This window comes from Kitasatospora sp. NPDC051170 (assembly GCF_044455705.1).
Taxonomy (GTDB): Bacteria; Actinomycetota; Actinomycetes; order Streptomycetales; family Streptomycetaceae; genus Kitasatospora.
In genome coordinates this window covers 171,975-189,162 of the sequence record NZ_JBITFA010000009.1, presented here as the reverse complement: position 1 = coordinate 189,162, position 17,188 = coordinate 171,975, and the positions used below count along the sequence as shown (strand labels likewise).

Here is a 17,188-nt window from a genome sequence, read left to right as displayed (position 1 = left end):
AAGCAAGGACCCTAGCCACCGAACCCACCTCAAAGATGACGGGAAGCCGACCAGAAGCCTCCCACCCGCCCACCCGCCCACCCGCCCACCACAATCCGTCACAGGTGTGCTCCCAGACCCCAACCGTCACACCCAGCCGTCACTCAGAGAGAGTGACTCCCCCCACAGGGGGACTTAAGGACTCTCAGTCCGTTCTCACGCGGGAGGACCGGCCGGCGTCCGGCTCGCCACGATGGCCGCATGACGCACACGAACCAGCAGGTCACGCACTATCGCGCCCCCTCCCCGCCCGTCGCGTGGACGGCCGTCGCGGGAGTGTCGATCCTGACCGGGCGGCTGCACACGGTGCACACGGCGGGGCTGGCGCCGGGGGTGTTCGTGATCGGGTTCGTCGCCTTCTTCTCGCTCGGGGCCTCCCTCGGCGTCTGTTCGTTCTCCTACCAGCGGCGGACGGGGCGAGGACGTTCGTGAGGCTCCGGGGTGTGCCCGTTCCCTGGGTTCGACCGGATGACGGACGGCGTGTCGGGTGTGGCAAGCTCGGGTTCGTGATGATCACCGACGACGGGCTCCCCGAGCGTGAGCTGGTCCTCCAGGACGGACTCGACCTCGCCAACATCTCGCGCGCACACCGCGCCGCCCTCGAGGTCCTGCGGTACAACCTCGACACCGTCCGCCTCGACGCCCTGAGCGACCGGCCCTGGCCCGACACCGTCGTCCCGGCCCATCGACGGGCCCTCGCGCTGGGCCGCGCCCAGGCCGGGGAGGCCGGGCGGCACCGCGGCGACCCGGCCTCGGGGATCTCCATCGACACCAGGGACGACGCTCAGTTCGCCCTGCTGCTGGCCCTCGCGCCGCACACGATCGGCGCCGAGGGCTGGCGCGCCGAGCGGCTGATATTCAGCGCCTGCGACTCCGGCACCTCGCTCTGGCTGGCCGTCACCGCGCACCAACACGAGCGCCTGCAGGGCCGGTTGCGCGCCTACTGCCTGCCGGAGACGGCCTTCTCCGTCCTCTCCTGAACCGCGGGGAGCTGGAGCAGCGGGCATCCTCGAGCTCTTGACCTTCCCCTTACCCGGAGAAGGCCTTCGGCGGCCCGCCGACCGGCGCGGCAGGACGGACGGAACCCTCGACAGGGCAAGGGAGGGAGGGTTCGTCCGTGATCGCCCCGGTTCGACGAGAGATGCCGGAGCTTCACATCTCCCCCATCAGATGATCACCCCTTCGACCGGACACCGACCCCCGGCGTACGGGGCCGTCCACTCGAATTCCTTCGCACACACCCGGGAAACCGAGCAGCGAAGGGATTCACCACCCCATGACCCGCCCCGCCGACCGCCCCTCCCCCGACCAGATGCTGCGTGAGGCCGCCGCACGTCTGGACCGACGCCGCTTCCTGACCGTCACCTCCGCCGCCGCCGCGCTCGCGTTCGGCGTCAACCTGCCCTCCGCGCAGGCCGCGGACGCCGAGTTCGCGCCGAAGGCGCTGACCGAGAACCCCTTCACCCTCGGCGTCGCCTCGGGCGATCCGCTGCCGAACGCCGTCGTGCTGTGGACCCGCCTGGCTCCGCGCCCGCTGGAGCCCGACTTCGGGCTGCCGCCCGTCGGGTCCGTGCGGGTGGGCTGGGAGATCGCGCGGGACGAGAGGTTCCGGCGGGTGGAGCGCCGGGGCAGTGCCCGGGCGCACGCCGAGTTCAGCTACTCGCTGCACGTGGACGTCGACGGCCTCCAGGCCGGGCGCGAGTACTGGTACCGGTTCACCGTGGGCTCCTGGACCAGCCCGGTGGGCCGCACCCGCACCGCCCCGGCGCGCGGGCGCAGGCCGGAGAGCAGCCGGCTGGCCGTCGCGTCCTGCCAGGCCTACGAGGATGGGTACTTCACCGCGTACCGCCACCTCGCGGACGAGGACCTCGACGCGGTGTTCCACGTCGGCGACTACATCTACGAGTACGGCATCGACGCCGTCGGCGGCGACCGCAGGTACGCCGACCGCACGCTGCCCGCCGCGCTGAACCACGAGACGACCACGCTGGCGGACTACCGGCTGCGCTACTCGCTCTACAAGAACGACCCCGACCTCCAGGCCGCCCACGCCGCGCACCCCTGGTACGTGACCTGGGACGACCACGAGGTGGAGAACAACTACGCGGCCGGCATCCCCGAGAAGAACCAGGACCCGGCGCCCTTCGTGGCCCGCCGCGCCGCCGCCTACCGGGCGTACTGGGAGAACCAGCCGCTGCGCCTGCCGCAGCCGCGCGGCACCGAGCTCACGCTCTACCGGCGGGTCCACTTCGGGCAGTTGGCGCAGTTCGACATCCTCGACACCCGCCAGTACCGCGACGACCAGGCCAACGGCGACGGCTGGAAGTACCCGACGCCGGAGTCCGAGGCCCCCGAGCGCACACTGATGGGCGCCACCCAGGAGCGCTGGTTCGCCGAGGGGCTGCGCCGTTCCACGGCCACCTGGAACCTGGTGCCCCAGCAGGTCGTCTTCTCCCGCCGGAAGAACACCACCGCCGAGCGCTCCAAGCTCTCCATGGACGCCTGGGACGGCTACCCGGCCGCCCGCGAACGCTTCCTGACGGCCGTCGACCAGGCCGGCACCAGGAACCTGGTGCTGCTCACCGGCGACGTGCACGTGGCCTACGCCTTCGACGTGAAGCGGAACTTCGACGACCCGAACTCGCGGACGGTGGGCGTGGAACTGGTCGGCACCTCGATCAGCAGCGACGGCGACGGCGCGGAGCGGCCCTCCGACTGGGCCACGATGATGGCCGCCAACCCGCACCTGAGGTTCTTCGACGCCCGCCGCGGCTACACCGTCGTCGCCCTGGACCACCACCAGGCGCGGGCCGACCACCGGGTGGTCTCCCACATCACCCGGCCCGGCGGCACCCTGTCCACCGCCTCCTCCTTCGTCACGGAGGCCGGAAACCCCGGGCTGCACCCGGCCTGACGGTTCGTCGGAACGGTCGCCCGGCCTCCCGCGCCACGGGAGCCGGGCGACCGGTCAGGCGGAGAACTCCGGCACCCCGGCCGCTGCCTCCGCGGCTGCCCCGGCGGCTGCCCCCGCGGCGCGGTAGCGGCCCGGGGTGGTGCCGTAGTGGCGGTGGAAGGCGTGGGAGAGGGCGTACGGGCTGCCGTAGCCGACCTGGCGGGCGACGGACTCCAGCGGGTCGGTGCCCCGGCGCAGCAGTCCGGCGGCCCGGGTCATCCGCCACCAGGCGAGGTAGGCCATCGGCGGGCGGCCGGTGAGGGCGGTGAAGCGGCGCACCAGGGTCGCGCGGGAGACGCCGGCGTGCCGGGCGAGGGTGTCGGCCGTCCACGGGTGGGCCGGGTCCTCGTGGAGGGCGGCGAGCGCGGCGGCCACCACCGGGTCGGCCAGGGCGGCGCCCCAGCCGTCCGCGCTGCGGCGGGTGGTCCAGGCGCGTACCAGGTAGACGAGCAGCAGGTCGACCAGGGCGGGGACGGCGAGCTCTCCCCCGGGCCGCACGGAGGCCACTTCGGCGCCCAACAGGTCGACGGCGGTGCGTAGTTCGGGGTGCTCGCCGTCGTGGGTGGAGAAGTGGACGACCTCGGGGAGCTCGCTCATCAGCGGGTGGGAGACGGCGTGGTCGAGGCGGTACTTGCCGCAGAGGAGTTCGTCGGCCGCGTCCGGCAGGTCATGGTTCCGGCGGGCTCGGCCGTTCGGGGGCAGGAGGGTGTCCAACTCGGGCAGCCGCAGGGCCTGTTCGGGGGTGAGTTCCCGGTCGGCGAGGGCGTGTCCGCCGCCGCGCGGGAGCAGCGCGACATCGCCCGCGGCGAGGGGCAGCGGGTCGCCGCCGTCAGGGTGCAGCCAGCAGCGGCCGGCGAGCACCACGTGGAAGCCGGCGCCGGCGTACGGGGGCAGGCGGGCGCCCCAACGGCCGCTCACCCGCAGGCGGTTGGTGGAGGGCCGGCCGGTGCGTACGGCGGCGATGGCGTCACTGACCACGTCCATGCGGGCCATCGTAGCGGCCGGATGTGAGCCGTACGCGTATCGGATGGAGCCGATGGAGCATTGAGCGGCTCATCCGGCCTCCCTAGGCTCGACAGCAGAGCAGGGACAACCGATCGAGATCGCCTGGGAGGCTGCTGTGGAACGGTTCGTACTGGGGGACGTGGAGGTCGTACGGGTGCTGGAGTGGCAGGGGGCGTTCGCCCCGGCCGCGGTCGTGGTGCCCGAACTCGCCGAGCGGGCCTGGACGGAGGGCGACGACCTGGTGCCGGAGCACTACGAGGCGGGTGCGTACGTGGGCGCGCTGCAGACCTGGGTGGTGCGCGACGGCGAACGGACGGTGCTGGTGGACACCGGGGTCGGGAACGGCAGGGAGCGGCCCTCGACGCCGATGTTCCACCGGCGCGAGGGCGAGTTCCTCGAACTGCTGGCGCAGGCGGGGGTGCGGCCGGAGGACGTGGACGTGGTGGTCAACACCCATCTGCACGCCGACCACGTGGGCTGGAACACCCACCGGCGGGGCGAGGAGTGGGTGCCGACCTTCCCCAACGCCGCCTACTACCTGCCCGCCGCCGACCGGGAGTTCTTCGACCCGGCGGCCGCGAACCCGCTCCGCACGGCGGGCGTCATCGACCCCGGGCAGTGGGCCGAGTGGGACCTGGTGTTCGAGGACAGCGTCGCGCCCGTGCTCGCCTCCGGGCAGGCGGTGGAGTGGTCGGGGTCGGTGCGCCTGGGCGGCTCGCTGGTGCTGGAGCAGACGCCCGGGCACACGCCGGGCTCCTCGGTGCTGCGGGTCGACTCCGGTGGCGAACGGGCCGTGTTCGTCGGGGACTTGATGCACTCCCCGGTCCAGCTGGCGCACCCGTCCTGCTCCAGCTGCTTCTGCCTCGATCCGGCGCGGGCCGCCGAGAGCCGGCTGCGGGTGCTGGCGCGGGCGGCGGACGAGGGGGCCCTGGTGGCGCCCGCGCACTTCGCCGGGGCGGGGGCGGCGCGGGTGCGGCGCGCGGGGGCGGGCTTCGCCGCGGACTGGGCGGTGCCGGCGCGGCGGTGACGCGTGGTGCCCGCGCAGCGGTGACGCGTGGGTGCTCGCGCGGCGGTGACGTGTGGTGCCCGTCGCCCCCCGCGCGACGGGCACCACACGCACGTATCGGACGGACCGTCAGGGACGGTCCAGGGTGATCGAGTTGATCGGCCCGAGGTCGTACCAGACCCCGTTCTGTGCGGCGATGTCGTAGACGCAGTCGGTGCCGTTCGAGCCCCGGCACAGGTGCGCGTGGGCGCCGCCGGACTGGTTGTTGAGCACCCAGTGGTTGCCGTACTGGTTGTTCAGCCGGTGGGCGCCGTAGCTCCAGTAGACCTCGCTGGGGCTGGAGGCCGGGTCCTGGTTCTGCGGGTAGACGCAGACGGCGCCGTACGGGCAGCCGGCCCAGGAGCCGTCCGCCGCGTCGGCGGTGCCGGCGGCGGCGGTGGTGAGGGCGGCCGAGGCGAGGGCCAGGGCGGCGAGGGCGTGGGTGATCCTGCGCATGTGAGGGTTCTCCCTTGCTGGTCAGGGCCCCTGACGGGGGTTCCCCGGGGCCTGTGCTCGCCAGCCTAGGAAGGCGGGGGCGGCAGCGGTCCCTGACAGGTGTCAGGGGTCCGCCGCCGACCTCCGCGGTGGCCGCCCGTCAGAGCTTGGCGGCGGAGAACGTGTCGCACTGGGTGGGGTCGCCGCTGCGGTAGCCGGTGGTGAACCACGCCTTGCGCTGGTCGGAGGAGCCGTGCGTCCACGCCTCGGGGTTGATCCGGCCGGTGGCCTGCTTCTGGATGCGGTCGTCGCCGACCGCGGCGGCCGCGTCCAGGCCCTGGGCGATGTCCTGGTCGGTGAGGGCCTTGATCAGCGGGCGGCCGGTGGACGCCTGCGGGGTGGTGGTGGCGTGGTGCGCCCACACTCCGGCATAGCAGTCGGCCTGCAGCTCGAGGCGGACGGAGGCGCTGGCGGCGCCCTGGCGGTCGTTGCCGACCTTCTGCATGGTGCCCAGCAGCGTCTGGATGTGGTGGCCGTACTCGTGGGCGACGACGTAGGACTCGGCGAACGGGCCGCCCTTGGCGCCGAAGCGGGTGGAGAGCTCGTCGAAGAAGCCGAGGTCGAAGTACGCCTTCTGGTCGCCGGGGCAGTAGAACGGCCCGACGGCGGAGGTCGCGCTCCCGCAGGCCGTGTTGACCCGGTCGGTGAACAGCACCGTCTCGGCGGCCTTGTACGGCGACTTGGTCTGCTTGGGCAGTTCGGCGCGCCAGAAGTCCTGGAGGCTGTTGGTGACCGCCACGATCCGGCAGTCCTGGCGCTTGTTGGCGTCCGCACCGGTCTTGCAGGCCTGCTGCACCTCGCCGGCGTTGCGCGCCGTGGACGAGCCGGTGCTGCCGCCGCCCCCGGAGGACAGGCCCAGCAGCTTGGGGTCGACGCCGAGGAGGACGGCGAAGAGGACGGCGATCAGGCCCACCGCGCCGCCGCCGATGGCGACCTTGCCGCCCGGGATGCCCCGTCTGTCGTCCACCTGCGAGGTGTCGAGATCGCCCTGGTCGTCGAACTGCATCGCCGCCGCCTACCTGCCGTTTCCGTCGCTGCCCCCGTGTCCTGCGGCGCGCCGTCGCGCACCGGCCACCAGCCTAGGCCCTCTCTTTCGGATGTTGTCGGATCAGCGGGCGTCTCCCCCAGCCTTCGGCCGGGAGGTGCCCCCATGGGTGCGTGCATCGGCGGCGCCGAGGAGGGAGCCATTGCGGTGGGGGCACCTCCCGGCCGAAGGCTGGGGGACACTGGCGACTGACGAGAAGCCGCCGAGGTGCGTTTGTGCCCTGGGGGTACCTCCCGGCCGAAGGCTGGGGGAGCGGCGACCGCCCGGCAAGATCCGGAAGAGAGGGCCTAAGGCCCGGCCCGCACCGCCGGCTGCGCCAGGCCGCCCGGCGCGGCGGGGGGCGGGGCGGCGAGGGCCGGGCGGCGGGGCCCGGGAAGGCGGGGGCAGGCGAGGGGGCAGGGGCAGGCGGGGGCCTCGGCGTGAGAGGGTCGGTGGTGTCGGGTCGGTGGTGGCGAGCAGAGGAGCGGGACCGTGGAGTGGCGGGTGCACGGGCGGCGGCAGGTGTACGGGTCGCCGTGGGTCGAGCTGTGGCTGGACGACGTGGAGATCCCCGGCGTCGGCCGCGTCGACCACCACGCGGTGCGGATGCCCCGGGCCTGCGCGACGGCCGTGGTCGTCGACGAGCGCGGGTACGTGCTGCTGCTCCACCGCCACCGGTTCATCACCGGCCGCTGGGGCTGGGAGCTGCCCGCCGGATGGGTGGAGACGGACGAGGACCCGGCGGCGGCCATCGCCCGCGAGGTGGAGGAGGAGACGGGCTGGCGCCCGGCGGCCGTCGAGCCGCTGACGCGGTACTTCGCGATGACCGGCATCTCGGACGCCCGCTTCCACGCGTTCCTCGCCACCGGCTCCACCCGGGTCGGTGAGCCGGTGGACGTGGCGGAGGCCGACCGGGTGGAGTGGCTGCCCGAGGCCGAGGTGCTGGACCTCCTCACGAACGGCGGCATCTCGGACGGCGCCACGATCGCCGCGCTGTCGTACTACTTCGGGCCGTACCGGCTCGCCCGGCAGGCCCTCGACGGCTGACTCAGGGGTTCAGGACGGGCCCCGACCAGCCGGTGTCCGGCACCCCCGCGTCCAGGGCGTCGGCCAGGACGCGCTCCTCGTAGCGGAAGTGCGACTCCATGATGGCCGCCAGGCCGTCGAGTTCGCGGCCGATCGCGGCGGGGTCCGGATGGTGCCCGTCGGCCGCCTTCGCGGCGAGGTCGACGACGCGGGTGAGGATGCCGGAGATCATCGTGTGGTCCTGGACGAGATTGGCGATCGTCCCGGCCAAGTCGGGCCGCTGGCGCAGGAGTTCGGCGAACAGGCCCTCGTCCTCGCCGCGGTGGTGGGTGGTCAGGGCGCTGCAGAAGGCCAGGCAGTGGGTGCGCAGGGCCTCGTCGATCCCACGGGCGCGGCCGAGGCCCGCCTTGATGTCGCGGATGCGGCGGCGCAGTTCGTCATGGGTTCGGGTGAGCTGAAGGCTCAGGGCGAGGACGCGCTCGCCCTCGTTGCGGGAGGCCACGGAGGGGCCACTCCTTCGATTCCGCACCTCCATGCCTGACGCGATCCGTCACCGGCACGCGATGCTCGCGCCATCGGATCACGGGCGGCCGCCGCCTGGCAAGGGCGTGCCGCAGGTGAGGGGCTCCTCGGGTGAGGGGCTCCTCGGGTGAGGGGTGCTCAGCCTCGGGTGAGGGCGGGCGCGGAGGCGAGCAGCGCGTCCAGGAGTCCGGGGAAGCGGGCGTCGAGGTCGGCGCGGCGCAGGCTGACGAAGCGGTTGCGGCCGGCGACGCGGGTGGTGGTGACTCCGGCCTCGCGCAGGACCCGCATGTGGTGGGAGACGGTCGACTTGTGGAGGTGGTCCAGGCCGAGGTCGTGGGGGGCGCAGGAGTGCTCGGCGCCGTCCGCGTAGTTGAGCAGGAGCCGCATCCGGACCGGGTCGCCGAGCGCGTGGAGGACGGTGACGAGCTCGATGTCCCCGGCGGCGGGCTGGGGCAGGCGCTCGTCCTCGGCGACGGGGGCGGCGGGGGTGGTGGTCGGGGTCATGGCGGCGGATCGGTCCTCGGGTCGGCGGGCGGGCTGGTCAGCAGGTGGGCTGGTCGGCGGGCGTTCAGGCGTTCAGGCGTTCAGGTGTTCAGGCGTACGGAATGGTTTGACAATTATCCACCAATCCCCGATTGTTTGGCGAGCATCAAACTGTTGCCCAGTTGTCCAACAATTCCGGGGGGACCGTCCCGTGCCCGTACGCCTGCTCCTGCTCGCCCTCGGCACCTTCGCCGTCGGCACCGACTCCATGGTCGTGGCCGGGATCCTCTCCCCCGTCGCGGCCGACCTCGGGGTGAGCGTGCCCACCGCCGGCCAGCTGGTGACGGTGTTCGCCCTCGCCTACGCCCTCCTCGCCCCGCCCCTGGCCGCGCTCACCGCCCGACTGCCCCGGCGCCGGCTCCTGCTCGGGGCGCTGGCCGTCTTCACCCTCGCCAACGCGCTCAGCGCCGTCGCCCCCAGCTTCGGACTGCTGCTCGCCACCCGCGTCCTCGCCGCCGCCGGCGCCGCGCTCTACACACCCAACGCCAACGCCGTCGCCACCACGCTCGTCGCACCCGAACGACGCGGACGCGCCCTGGCCACCGTGCTCGGCGGCATGACCGTCGCCACCGCGCTCGGCGTCCCGCTCGGCACCTGGGTGGGGCGCAGCGACTGGCGGCTGACGATGTGGCTGGTCACCGCGCTCGGCCTGATCGCCTGGGCCGGGCTCGCCGCCCTTCTGCGCGACCTGCCCGCCCCCGTCACCGCGCCGCCCGGCCTGCGCGAACGCCTCGCCCCGCTCGGGAAGGGCCCGGTGCTGGGCGCCGCGCTCACCACGCTGGTGTTCTTCCTCGCCTTCCAGAGCGTCTACATCTACCTCGCCACCGCCGTCCACGGCGCCACCGGCGGTGACGCCGGGCGCCTCAGCCTCGTGCTGCTCACCGCCGGCGTCGCGTCCGTCGCGGGCAGCTGGCTCGGCGGCCGCCTCGTCGACCGGGTCGGGGTGCGGCCCGTCCTGCTGATCGGCTCCGCCGTCGCGGCCGCCATGTTCGCCGCCCTCCCCTGGCTGGGGCGCAGCATGCCGGGGGCGCTCGTCTACGCGGTGGTGGTCCCGCTGGCCGGCTGGTCGGTGTCGGTCGCCCTGCCGCACCGCCTCGCCTCGATCGACCCGGCCAACGCCCCGCTGCTCATCTCGCTCAACAGCAGCGCCCTCTACCTCGGCACCGCCGCCGGCGGAGCGGCCGGCTCGGCGGCCATCACCGTCCTCGGCGCCGACTGGTTCCCCCTCGCGGCGGCGGTCTGGGCCCTGGCCGCCTGCGCCACGGCGGCGGCGACCACGCGGTCGGCCGGCGTCCCGGCCTCCGGCGCGGCGCCGCGCGAGCCGGCTCCGCAGCCGGCTCCGCAGCCGGCTCCGTAGGGGTAGGCGGCGGCCCGGAGAGCCTGGCCGGCCACTACGGAAGTAGTGCCACTACTCGCGTAGTGGCACTACTTCCGTAGTTCCGGGAGCCGTTCGGCCAGGAGACGCCTCCTGGCCGGAGCCGATCCATCCAAAGCCGGAGCCGACCGGGACACGAAGGTGGAGGCGGTGCCTCAGTCCGTCACGGTGAGGACGATCTTGCCGACCTGGGCGCCCGCCTCCAGGTAGCGGTGGGCTTCGACCACCGTGTCCAGGCCCTCGAAGACGCGGTCGATCACCGGTACGAAGCTGCCGTCGGCCAGCCCCGCCGTCACGAAGGCGTGGGCGCGGCGGAGGCGTTCGGCGTCGTGGGTCACCTCGTGCATGGAGTAGAACCGGCTGAGCACCGAGACGAAGGTGTCCTGGCCGGGCAGCGGGGTGTCGGTGGGGTCGAGGCGGCCGTAGACGATGAGGCGGCCGCCGGGGGTGACGGTGCGGGCGAGGTCGAGGACGCCGGGGCCGGCGACGGGGTCGAAGACGGTGCGTACACCCCGGCCGCCGGTGGCGTCGAGGACGGAGGCCACGAGGTCCTCCTCGCCGGTGACGACGACGTGGGCGGCCCCGGCGTCCAGCAGGCGCTGCCTCTTGGCGGCGGTGCGCGTCGTGGCGATCGGGACCGCCCCGAGGCGGCGCGCGGTGCGGATGGCGGCGAGGCCGACGCCGGAGGCCGCGGCCGTGATCAGCACGAAGTCGCCCGGGCGCAGGTGCCCGTCCTCGGCGAGGGCGCCGTACGCCGTGAGGTACGGCATCCAGACGGCCGCGCCCTCGGCCGGGGTGAGTCCCGCGAGGTGGTGGACGACGGCGCTCGCCGGGACGAGCACGTGGGTGCCGTAGGTGCCGTAGTCGGTCTGCGAGAACGCGGGGACGACGTCGACCCGGTCGCCGGGCGCGAAGCCCGTGACGCCCTCGCCGACCGCCTCGACGGTGCCGGACGCCTCGTACCCGAGGGTGGAGGGAAGCTTCGGCTGCTCGAGGTAGAGCCCGGCGCGGAACAGCGCCTCCGCCCGGTTGAGTCCGATCGCCGCGACGCGCAGCCGCAGTTCACCGGGCCCGGGCTCCGGGAGTTCGGCGGGGCGGACGGTGAGGACCTCCGGTCCTCCGACGGTGGCGAAGACGACGCTCCTGGGCATGGCGCAACTCCCCTGCTGCGGACTGCTGCTGACGGATCGATCGGGCACCACACAACCCCGCGTCACGGCACTCTGTCAAATTTCGACGATCGTCGAAATACCCTGGCATAGGGTGACCCACATGATCCAGAACAACGGGGAGACCGCGCCGGAGTGGGGCGCCACGCGCCGCTGGGTGGAGGGCCTGCTCGCGCCCGGCGAACGGATAGGCACCGTACGGACACTGCGGGGCGGGTGGACCTCGGTGATGCGCCGCCTGGACGTGGACAGCGAGGGCGGCGAGGGCCGCACCCTGGTGCTGCGCTCCTTCGTCAAGCCGTTCTACCTGCGCCACGCCGAGGGCCTGCTCAACCGCGAGGCCGACATCCTGCGCCTGCTCGCCCCCGGGCCCGTCCCGGCCGCGCGGGTGTACGGCGTCGACGCGACGGCGGAGCACTGCGACCACCCCTCGCTGGTGATGTCCCTGCTGCCGGGCACCCTGCGGCTGGCCGATGGCCCTGAGATCGGACACCGGATCGAGCTGCTCGCACGGCAGTTGGCCACCGTGCACGCCGTGACGCCCCCGGAGGACCGGCGCCCCCGCGCCTGGCAGCCGTGGACGGCGCCCGAACGCGTGGCGGTGCCCGAACACACCGCGCGGCCCGACCTGTGGGCGCGGGCCATCGCCGCGATCGACCGCGAGGCGCCCGCGCACCGGGCCTGCTTCCTGCACCGCGACTTCCACCCGGGCAACGTGCTGTTCACCGGCTCGGGCGCGGAGACCCGGATCAGCGGGGTCGTCGACTGGGTCGAGACCTCCTGGGGCCCGGCCGACCTGGACGTCGCCCACTGCTCCACCGCACTGGCGCTGCTGCACGGCGTGGAGGCCGGGACGTCCCTGGCCGACCGCTACCGCGAGGCCGGGGGTCTGCTGAGCCCCGAGCCCGGCGACCACCTGTACTGGCGCCTCCTGGACGCGCTCGCCTTCGCCCCGGACGCCGAGAAGGTCGCCGTCCCCTGGCGCGAACTCGGCCGCGAGGACCTGACGCCGGCCGTGCTCGCCGGCCGGCTGGAGGACTACCTCCAGGCGCTCTTCGACCGCTTCGGGAACTAGCTCAACCCGCTCAGCCCCGCTCAGCCCCGCTCAGCCCGCCAGGATCACCGTGCGCGGAACGGACGACCCCGCGGCCGCCTCCGGCGGACGGGCCGGGGCCTGCCCGGCGGCCGCCAGGCGGCGGTGCTCCTGCGGGCTGAGGCCGCGCACCCGTTTGAAGGCGGCCGAGAGCGCGAAGGCGTTGCTGTAGCCGACCTTGCGGGCGGCGGAGGCGATGGTGCAGTCCGGATCGCGCAGCAGGTCGGCGGCCAGCGCCAGGCGCCAGCCCGCGAGGTAGGCCATGGGCGGCTCGCCGACCAGGGCGGTGAAGCGCCGGGCGAGGCCCGCCCGGGAGACGCCGACCCGGTGGGCCAGGTCGGCGACCGTCCAGGCCGAGGCCGGGTCGTCGTGCATCAGCCGCAGGACGGGCCCGACCACCGGGTCGTGCTGGGCGTGGTACCAGGCGGGGGCTCCGGAGTCGGGGTCGGCGAGCCAGGAGCGCAGGACGGAGACCACCAGCAGGTCGAGGATGCGGTCGAGGACGAGTTCCTGCGCCGGTTCGTCGCGGCCGAGTTCGGCGGCGAGCAGCCGCACCAGGGTGTCGTCCGCGCCGGTGCCGGCCGGGCGGACCAGCAGGGTCGGCAGGAAGCCGAGCAGCCGCTGGCCGATCTCGTGCTCGGCCTGGTAGGTGCCGGACAGGAGGACGGAGGCGTGCTCGTCGGCCTCGCTGCCGTCGCCCCAGGTGCGCAGGCCGAGCGAGAGGGAGGCGGAGACGTCCTCGCCCTCGCGGGTGCAGACCTGCCCGGGGCCGACGACCACGTCGACCGGGGTGGCCGGGTCGTCGGCGACGGTGTACGGCTGCGGGCCGCGCACGATCGCCACGTCCCCGGGGTGCAGCAGCAGCGGGGCGCCGTGCTCGGGGAGGATCCAGCTGTCGCCGCGCACGGGCGTGACCACCGACAGGGGCGCCCCGTCCTCGATCCGCAGGGCCCACGGCGGGGTCAGGACCGAGCGCAGCAGGAAGGCGCCGCGGGCCTTGGGGCCGTCGAGGAGTCCGGTCAGCGTGTCCATCGACCCAGTGTAACGGCGGTGATCGACGGCCGTTCGGAGGCCAATCGGCGGGCGATCGGCGGCAACAGCAGATGACCTGTCATCAGTTGACGGACCGTCATTTCGAGGGACTCTTGAGCGGCGGGGCTGGCCCGGTGGCCGCCGATGCCCGATGATCGACCGCGAACCGATCCGCGCGACCACCCGGGGGCACCCGATCATGGAACTGGCACGCACGCTCGCCCTGGTGGCGGCCACCGTCACCTGCGGCCTGTCCGCCGGACTGTTCTACGCCTACTCCTGCTCGGTGATGCCCGCCCTGGCCGGAGCGGGGGACCGGACGTTCGTCGAGGTCATGCAGCGGATCAACGTCGCGATCCTGAACGGCTGGTTCTTCCTCGGCTTCGTCGGCGCGCTGCTGACCACGGCCGTGGCCGTGGCCCTGCACCTGCCCGCCGAGGGGCACCGGGCGCTCGGGCCGAGCGCCGCCGCCCTCGTCCTGTACGGCGCGGTGATCGGCGTGACCCGGGCCGTCAACATCCCGCTCAACGACGCACTCGCCGCCGCGGGCGAGCCCTCGCTGATCGCCGATCCGGCGGCGGTGCGGGCCCGGTTCGAGGCGCGGTGGGTGCGCTTCAACCTGCTGCGCACCCTGCTCAGCACCGGCGCCCTGGCCTGCCTGGTGTGGGCGCTGGTGCTGAACGGGCGCGGCTGAGAGCGGAGTTCAGCGGCAGAGGACGCCGAAGGTGTAGCCGCGTGCCTTGAGGGTGGAGATGATCGTCGGCAGCGCGTCCACGGTCTGGCTGCGGTTGCCGCCGCCGTCGTGCATCAGGATCACCGAGCCGGGGCGGACGTTGCGCAGCACCCGCGACTCGATCGCGCCCGTGCCGGGGCGGGCCCAGTCCTGCGGGTCCACCGACCACAGCACGACCTGCTTGCCGAGGGCCGCCGCCCGCGAGCGCACCGTGGAGTTGAGGCTCCCGTAGGGCGGGCGCAGGCAGGACGGGGTGCGGCCGGTCTGCGCGCGGATGGCCTGGTCGGTCCTGGACACCTGGGAGGTGACGGCGGAGGCGGAGAGCCGGCTGAGGTCCGGGTGGGACCAGGAGTGGTTCTGCACGCTGTGGCCCTGTTCGGCGACCTGGCCGGTGACGGAGGGGTGGGCGGTGACCTCCTGCCCGACCTCGAAGAAGGTCGCGCGCACGCCGTAACGGGCCAGCACGTTCAGGACCTTGGGCGTGTAGGCGGTGCTCGGGCCGTCGTCGAAGGTCAGGTAGACCACCTTCGATCCCGCCGCGTCCGCCTCGGCGGCGGGCACGGCGACGACCGCACCGGCGGTCAGGGCGACGACGAGTGCGCCGATCGCGGTGCGGAACCTGCCGGCCGCGCTGCGCCTGCCGATTCGTAAGGCCATTGGCCAACCCCCCTGTGGTCGGTGACTGCCGGCACCTCCCGGTCCTTCCGGGCATGTCCGGCTACGGCCAGTGTGCGCGCCGAGGGGGCCGCGCGGCGAGGGACTGCGGGTCGGTTGGGCGTTGATTCGGCCAATCAGAACGGGAGTTGGCGGGAGCTGAAGGAACAGCGGGCCCCCGGCGTGCACCGGGGGCCCGACGGTGGTTCAGCGAGTGGTTCAGCAGGTGGTTCAGCGAGTGGCTCAGCGGGTGGTTCAGCGGGTGGCGCGGCCGTGCAGGACCAGCGCCCGGGCGAGCGCGCCCAGGCCCGCCGTGCACAGCGCCGTACGCAGCATGTTCGTCGCCACCCAGGTGCCCGCGAACTTCTCCCGCACGGCGGCCAGATCGTGGATCCGCGCCGGGTCACCGGCCGCCGCGAGCTCGTTGTTCAGCGGCACGTTCACGCCCATGGTGACCAGCAGCGCCACCGCGTACAGCAGCGTCGCCACCCCCGCCCACAGCGCCACCCGCCGCCGCCCGGCCCGGTGCTGCAGCCACACCGCGACGCCGGCGGCGACGAACGCGCCCGTGAAGACCAGGAAGAACACCCCGTTCTCGATCGACTTGTTGATGTGCTGCATCGCCGTCACGTACGTCCGGTCGTCCCCCGCCGCCAGCCCCGGCATCACCGACACGTCGAACGCGAAGAACAGCCCCGCCATCAACCCCATCGCGATCGTCGCCCCCACCAGCACCGGACCGGCGGCCCGACTCCCCGAAGCGGCGGTGTCGGCTGCGAGGGCGGCCGGCGGCGGTGCGGTGCTGTGCGACCCCGGGGTCGCACTCTGGTTCCAGGTCATCGGCGGTCCTTCGATTCTCCCCGGCCCGCGTCGGGCGCGGGCCCTGCGGTCAACTGGCCTGAACGGCAGGCCCCCTGGGCGGCGGCGGCCAGGGCAGGACGCACCCGGACGCAGCGGCTCCGCCGACCACCACAGCACGGCCTCCACCGCGCGAGCCAGCGGCTTCGACCACCTCTCCAGCGGGCCTCCAGAGCCGGAATCCGCCTGGCGGACGCGCCGTGGTTGTGGTTATGCTCCCGGCGATGAAGACTCACGCCCTCCGCAGATCGGAGGTCCCGTCCACGCAAGGTGAGTGCTGATGAGCACTCCCGCCCTGGACGGGCACACCTCCCACCTCTCCCTCTGGCGCCGGGTGCGCGACTACGCCGTCCCGCCGGAGATGATCGAGACCGCCACCGCCCGCCGCCTCGTCGGCGACTGGGCCGGAGCGTGTTCCGCCGCCCGCGTCGACGTGGAGTTCCGGCTCCGGGACGTCGCACGCGTCCACGGCCGGGACCTCACCCACCGCGTACGGGACGACCTGCGCCGCCTGGCGCCGGACCTGCTGCGCTGGCACCTGCCCAGAACGGCCCCGGACGGGCTGCTGCGGGCGGGCCTGACCGTGCCGCTGGCCCGCTACCCGGGCGAACGGCCGCTCACGCTCGTCGTCCGGACTCCCCCCGCCTGGGCGGAGTTCGGCCAGCGGATCAGCCTGGCGCTCTGGGACGGCTCGCCGTCCGGCGCGCCCCCGCACCCGCATCCGCACCCCAGTCGGCGCTTCCGCCTCGACCTGCACCGGCACCTGTGGGACGCCGGGCGCAGCGGGGAGCTGGCGCTGCGGGCCGGGCGCGGGGAGCCGGCGGCGGACTCCGACCCGGTCAACCTGCGCCCCGCCGTGGACCGTTGGGCCGCCGAGGCTTCGCTGCTGCTGCGTGCCGAGGGCAGGCCCGCCGGGCCGGTCGTGGTGCGGCTCGGCGGGCACCGTCGGCTGCTGATCGACCCGGACGGCGACGCCCGGCCGGTCGAGGCCACCGGTGACGTGAAGGCGCTGCCGCTGCTGCCGGAGGCCGCGACCTGGGTGCCGCCGGATCTGGACCTGCTGCGCTGCGGCGTGCTCGGCGCCGATCTGCTGCACCCGCTGGTGGCCGCCGCGCTGGCGCCGTCCGGGCATCCCTCGGCCGGGACGGGCGGGCCTGGCGGGCCTGGCGGGCCGCAACTCCCGCCCACCCAGCGGCTGGTGGACTGCCGAGGGGCCGTGCACCGGATCGCCGTCGTCGACGGGGCACTCACCCCGCTCGACCACGATCCGGCCCAACTGCGGCGCGAGCGGCTGCTGTCGGCGCTCTCCGGCACCCCGCTGCCCTGCCTGCGGGCCGTCGAACAGGCGCACCGGCGGCCCTCGGAGCTCACCGACATCCGCGAACGGCTCCACCACGGCGACCACGCCGGGGCGCTCACCCAGGTCGAAGCCCTGCTCGGCGCGCGGGCACGGCTACCCGAGGGCCCGCTGCGGGCGGAGTTGGACGCGATCGCGGAGCGGCGCGTCACGTACGGGCTCTATCGCAACGGCCTGACCGCGCAGGGCGACTCCGCGTACCACCGCGGCCGCCGGCCGAAGAACCACCGGTCCCACCCGCGCGAGACCACCGGGCGCTGAGCCC

At 74.1% G+C, this 17,188-nt stretch carries 18 protein-coding genes; 9 read left to right on the top strand and 9 right to left on the bottom strand.

The features are described from left to right. Positions 1-240 precede the first annotated feature (240 nt). From ACIBCA_RS20330 to ACIBCA_RS20320, 3 genes are all read left to right on the top strand, one after another. Positions 241-471 (top strand): hypothetical protein, encoded by a 231-nt coding sequence (locus tag ACIBCA_RS20330; protein ID WP_396284323.1) that lies wholly within the window; start codon positions 241-243, stop codon positions 469-471. 74 nt (positions 472-545) lie between these two features. Then, positions 546-1,019 (top strand): hypothetical protein, encoded by a 474-nt coding sequence (locus ACIBCA_RS20325; protein ID WP_396284322.1) that lies wholly within the window; start codon positions 546-548, stop codon positions 1,017-1,019. 296 nt (positions 1,020-1,315) lie between these two features. Then, a complete protein-coding gene (locus tag ACIBCA_RS20320) occupies positions 1,316-2,953 on the top strand; it encodes an alkaline phosphatase D family protein (RefSeq protein ID WP_396284321.1) in 1,638 nt (545 codons plus the stop codon). Between the two features lie 54 nt (positions 2,954-3,007). Here ACIBCA_RS20320 and ACIBCA_RS20315 read toward each other — a convergent pair whose 3' ends face one another. Then, the gene (locus ACIBCA_RS20315) at positions 3,008-3,976 is read right to left on the bottom strand and encodes an AraC family transcriptional regulator (RefSeq protein ID WP_396284320.1); all 969 of its coding nucleotides are present in this window, start codon (positions 3,974-3,976) and stop codon (positions 3,008-3,010) included. 136 nt (positions 3,977-4,112) lie between these two features. Here ACIBCA_RS20315 and ACIBCA_RS20310 point away from each other — a divergent pair, with 136 nt between their 5' ends. Then, positions 4,113-5,024, top strand: a complete 912-nt coding sequence (locus ACIBCA_RS20310) for an MBL fold metallo-hydrolase (RefSeq protein WP_396284319.1) — start codon at positions 4,113-4,115, stop codon at positions 5,022-5,024. Between the two features lie 108 nt (positions 5,025-5,132). Here ACIBCA_RS20310 and ACIBCA_RS20305 read toward each other — a convergent pair whose 3' ends face one another. Next, complete coding sequence (locus tag ACIBCA_RS20305; RefSeq protein WP_396284318.1) at positions 5,133-5,498, bottom strand: hypothetical protein; 366 nt, start codon at positions 5,496-5,498, stop codon at positions 5,133-5,135. 139 nt (positions 5,499-5,637) lie between these two features. Next, positions 5,638-6,543: a neutral zinc metallopeptidase gene (locus ACIBCA_RS20300; RefSeq protein WP_396284317.1), complete on the bottom strand. Its 906-nt coding sequence runs from the start codon at positions 6,541-6,543 to the stop codon at positions 5,638-5,640. Positions 6,544-7,053: 510 nt separating this feature from the next. Between ACIBCA_RS20300 and ACIBCA_RS20295 the strand changes: the two genes are divergently transcribed. Beyond that, positions 7,054-7,608, top strand: coding sequence for an NUDIX hydrolase (locus ACIBCA_RS20295; RefSeq protein ID WP_396284316.1), 555 nt, complete (start codon positions 7,054-7,056; stop codon positions 7,606-7,608). A 1-nt stretch (position 7,609) separates the two neighbouring features. Here ACIBCA_RS20295 and ACIBCA_RS20290 read toward each other — a convergent pair whose 3' ends face one another. After that, positions 7,610-8,089 (bottom strand): hemerythrin domain-containing protein, encoded by a 480-nt coding sequence (locus tag ACIBCA_RS20290; protein WP_396284315.1) that lies wholly within the window; start codon positions 8,087-8,089, stop codon positions 7,610-7,612. Positions 8,090-8,247: 158 nt separating this feature from the next. Beyond that, positions 8,248-8,613 carry an ArsR/SmtB family transcription factor gene (locus ACIBCA_RS20285; RefSeq protein WP_396284314.1) on the bottom strand — a complete coding sequence of 122 codons (366 nt, stop codon included), beginning with the start codon at positions 8,611-8,613 and terminating at the stop codon, positions 8,248-8,250. Between the two features lie 190 nt (positions 8,614-8,803). Here ACIBCA_RS20285 and ACIBCA_RS20280 point away from each other — a divergent pair, with 190 nt between their 5' ends. Beyond that, positions 8,804-10,009 carry an MFS transporter gene (locus ACIBCA_RS20280; protein WP_396284313.1) on the top strand — a complete coding sequence of 402 codons (1,206 nt, stop codon included), beginning with the start codon at positions 8,804-8,806 and terminating at the stop codon, positions 10,007-10,009. Positions 10,010-10,182: 173 nt separating this feature from the next. On the opposite strand, the gene ACIBCA_RS20275 is transcribed toward ACIBCA_RS20280, so the two are convergent. Then, positions 10,183-11,178 (bottom strand): zinc-dependent alcohol dehydrogenase family protein, encoded by a 996-nt coding sequence (locus ACIBCA_RS20275; protein ID WP_396284312.1) that lies wholly within the window; start codon positions 11,176-11,178, stop codon positions 10,183-10,185. Between the two features lie 121 nt (positions 11,179-11,299). On the opposite strand from ACIBCA_RS20275, the gene ACIBCA_RS20270 reads away from it, so the two are divergent. Beyond that, the gene (locus tag ACIBCA_RS20270; RefSeq protein ID WP_396284311.1) at positions 11,300-12,271 is read left to right on the top strand and encodes a phosphotransferase family protein; all 972 of its coding nucleotides are present in this window, start codon (positions 11,300-11,302) and stop codon (positions 12,269-12,271) included. Positions 12,272-12,301: 30 nt separating this feature from the next. Here ACIBCA_RS20270 and ACIBCA_RS20265 read toward each other — a convergent pair whose 3' ends face one another. Then, entirely contained in the window at positions 12,302-13,321 is a 1,020-nt protein-coding gene (locus ACIBCA_RS20265) for an AraC family transcriptional regulator (RefSeq protein WP_396284310.1), read from the bottom strand. A 199-nt stretch (positions 13,322-13,520) separates the two neighbouring features. On the opposite strand from ACIBCA_RS20265, the gene ACIBCA_RS20260 reads away from it, so the two are divergent. After that, positions 13,521-14,015 carry a DUF1772 domain-containing protein gene (locus ACIBCA_RS20260; protein ID WP_396284309.1) on the top strand — a complete coding sequence of 165 codons (495 nt, stop codon included), beginning with the start codon at positions 13,521-13,523 and terminating at the stop codon, positions 14,013-14,015. 9 nt (positions 14,016-14,024) lie between these two features. Here the strand turns inward: ACIBCA_RS20260 and ACIBCA_RS20255 are convergent, their stop codons facing one another. Further along, positions 14,025-14,711 (bottom strand): polysaccharide deacetylase family protein, encoded by a 687-nt coding sequence (locus ACIBCA_RS20255; protein WP_396284308.1) that lies wholly within the window; start codon positions 14,709-14,711, stop codon positions 14,025-14,027. Between the two features lie 252 nt (positions 14,712-14,963). Continuing rightward, positions 14,964-15,548 (bottom strand): DUF1772 domain-containing protein, encoded by a 585-nt coding sequence (locus ACIBCA_RS20250; protein ID WP_396284307.1) that lies wholly within the window; start codon positions 15,546-15,548, stop codon positions 14,964-14,966. A 298-nt stretch (positions 15,549-15,846) separates the two neighbouring features. Here ACIBCA_RS20250 and ACIBCA_RS20245 point away from each other — a divergent pair, with 298 nt between their 5' ends. Beyond that, positions 15,847-17,184 (top strand): hypothetical protein, encoded by a 1,338-nt coding sequence (locus ACIBCA_RS20245; RefSeq protein ID WP_396284306.1) that lies wholly within the window; start codon positions 15,847-15,849, stop codon positions 17,182-17,184. Positions 17,185-17,188 lie beyond the last annotated feature (4 nt).